The sequence below is a fragment of the Streptomyces sp. NPDC058964 genome (assembly GCF_042741275.1).
In the GTDB taxonomy this organism is placed as follows: Bacteria; Actinomycetota; Actinomycetes; order Streptomycetales; family Streptomycetaceae; genus Streptomyces.
On record NZ_JBHYKH010000619.1, the window covers coordinates 3,176 to 4,760 of the forward strand.

General features: G+C 72.8%; 2 protein-coding genes. One reads left to right on the forward strand and one right to left on the reverse strand.

Features of this window, described 5'->3' with window-relative positions:
* Window positions 1-143 precede the first annotated feature (143 nt).
* Window positions 144-920 carry an SDR family oxidoreductase gene (locus ACFW2E_RS41605; RefSeq protein ID WP_384475786.1) on the reverse strand — a complete coding sequence of 259 codons (777 nt, stop codon included), beginning with the start codon at window positions 918-920 and terminating at the stop codon, window positions 144-146.
* A 132-nt stretch (window positions 921-1,052) separates the two neighbouring features.
* Here ACFW2E_RS41605 and ACFW2E_RS41610 point away from each other — a divergent pair.
* Window positions 1,053-1,585, forward strand: a 533-nt coding sequence (locus ACFW2E_RS41610; RefSeq protein WP_384475783.1) for a LacI family DNA-binding transcriptional regulator, incomplete at its 3' end; no start/stop codon positions are given.

Genomic DNA, 1,585 nt, shown 5'->3' on the forward strand with positions numbered 1-1,585 from the left:
GAGGTTACCGTGGCTCTTGGGCTCCGTGGCTCTTTGTCCGTGTGTTCGTGCCGTCGCGGGGGCTCCGCCCCGGCCTCCGGTCGCCCTTCTGGCTCGTCCTCGGCGGCCGGACGGGGCTGATCCCGCGCCGGCCCCGATCCCGCTCAGTCCAGCCCGCCCAGCACGTTCTGGTCCCAGTCGATGATCGAACCGGTGACCACTCCGGACCGGTCCGACAGCAGGAGGACCACGAGGCCGGCGATCTCGTCCGGCTGCCCCAGCTTGCCCATCGGCAGCCTGGCCGCGGCCTCCTCGCGCCAGTCGTCCCCGGCGCCGTGGAAGGTCCGCTGCGTCGCGTCCTCGCCCTCGGTCGCCGTCCAGCCGATGTTCAGACCGTTGATCCGCACCCGGTCCCAGCGATGGGCGTGGGCGGCGTTGCGGGTCAGACCGATCAGGCCCGCCTTGGCGGCGACGTAGGGGGCGAGGAAGGGCTGACCGCCGTGCGCCGAGGACGTGATGATGTTGACGACCGTGCCGGGCGCCTTGCGTGCCACCATGTCCGCCACGGCCGCCTGCATCGCGAAGAACGGGCCCTTCAGGTTGATCGCGATGTGCGCGTCGAACAGCTCGGGCGTGGTGTCCAGCAGGGTGCCGCGGGAGGTCAGCCCCGCCGAGTTCACCAGGCAGTCCACCCGGCCGTACGCGTCGACCACCGCGCCGACGGAGGCCTTGGCCTGGCCGGCGTCCGCCAGGTCGGCCCGGATGTACATGGCCGTGCCCCCGGCCGCCGTCAGCTCGGCCACCAGTGCCTCACCCGGCTCGGCGCGCCGCCCCGTGACGGCCACGGTGGTGTTCTCGCGGACCGCGGCCCGCGCGATGGCGGCGCCGACGCCCTGGCTGCCGCCGTTCACGAGGACGACCTTGTCGTCGAGGAGTCCCATCGCTTCCATGCCCTTTCCGGTCCCACACCCTGCGGCGTCCGCCTGCGGGGGCGGGGCCCTGTCATTCTTGTCAGTACAAAACCCTCGAACAACCAGCAAGAAGCCATCAAAAACCCCTCAAGGAGGGCTGCCGTGGGACATCCCTTCCCGATCCGCGAGATCGCACGTCAGGCGGGTCTGAGCGAGGCCACCGTGGACCGGGTGCTGAACGGCAGGGGCGGCGTGCGGGAGAGCACCGCGCGGGAGGTCCGCCGGGCCATCGCCGAACTGGACCGGCAGCGCACCCAGGTCCGCCTGGTCGGACGTACCTTCATGGTCGACATCGTGATGCAGGCGCCGGAGCGGTTCACCACGGCCGTACGCGCCGCCCTGGAGGCGGAGCTGCCCTCGCTGCACCCGGCCGTGCTGCGCTCCCGCTTCCACTTCCGGGAGACCGGGCCGGTGGCGGAGCTGGTCGCGACCCTGGACCGGATCGCCCGGCGCGGTTCCCAGGGCGTGATCCTCAAGGCGCCGGACGTCCCCGAGGTGAACGCCGCCGTGAGCCGGCTGGCCGCCGCGGGCATCCCCGTCGTCACCCTGGCGACGGACCTGCCCGCCGGCCCCCGGGTGGCCTACGTCGGCATCGACGACCGGGCGGCCGGCGCGACCGCCGCCTACCTCATGGG

Bases quoted from the DNA above. Each gene is read 5' to 3' on its own strand.
- ACFW2E_RS41605 (WP_384475786.1), bottom strand. From the start codon at position 920: ATGGGACTCCTCGACGACAAGGTCGTCCTCGTGAACGGCGGCAGCCAG.